The organism is Aeromonas sp. PrichA-15, assembly GCF_017939245.1.
Taxonomy (GTDB): domain Bacteria; phylum Pseudomonadota; class Gammaproteobacteria; order Enterobacterales; family Aeromonadaceae; genus Aeromonas; species Aeromonas caviae.
This window is the reverse complement of sequence record NZ_JAGKRH010000214.1, coordinates 1-647: the sequence shown is the minus strand read 5'-3', so window position 1 is coordinate 647 and position 647 is coordinate 1. Positions and strand designations below refer to the sequence as shown.

Genomic DNA, 647 nt, shown 5'->3' with positions numbered 1-647 from the left:
TAGATTGGCCCCTTGAAGATCCAGACACTTCGCCCCTCTTAACTTAAGAGGTAGTCTTGGAGCTATGTTCAGTACTAGTCACAACGAGAAGATGGTCGAAGTGTTAACAGGGGCCGAGCGCCGTCGACGCCGGACTCCACAAGAAAAGATCGCCATCGTGCAGCAGACCTTTGAGCCCGGGATGACCGTCTCTCATGTTGCTCGCTTGCACGACGTCAACGCAAACCAGCTTTTCAAATGGCGTAAGCAATTCCAAGAAGGGTCTCTCACGGCGATCACCGCCGGTGAGGATGTTGTTCCTGCTTCCGAGTTGGCTGCTGCCATCAAGCAGATCCGAGAGCTTCAGCGTCTGCTCGGGAAGAAGACCATGGAGAACGAGATCCTCAAAGAAGCCGTGGAGTATGGTCGAGCAAAAAAATGGATTGCGCATGCGCCCTTGTTGCCGGGGGACGACGATTAAGTGCTGTGAGCCAGGCTCTTAATGTATCGCGTGCGCAGCTATCCGTTCGTGTTCATCGAAAACCGGGTTGGCAAGATGGTCGTCATCATCGCCAGCGTGATGATGCAGCCTTACTTGGCCGTATCATGGAGGCGATGGCAGAGCTTCCCTCCTATGGCTATCGCCGGGTCTGGGCGCTGTTACGGCG

1 pseudogene is annotated in these 647 nt (G+C 54.9%); it reads left to right on the top strand.

The features are described from left to right. Positions 1 to 91: 91 nt before the first annotated feature. A pseudogene (locus tag J9889_RS19560) lies at positions 92 to 647 on the top strand (transposase); the annotation flags it as partial.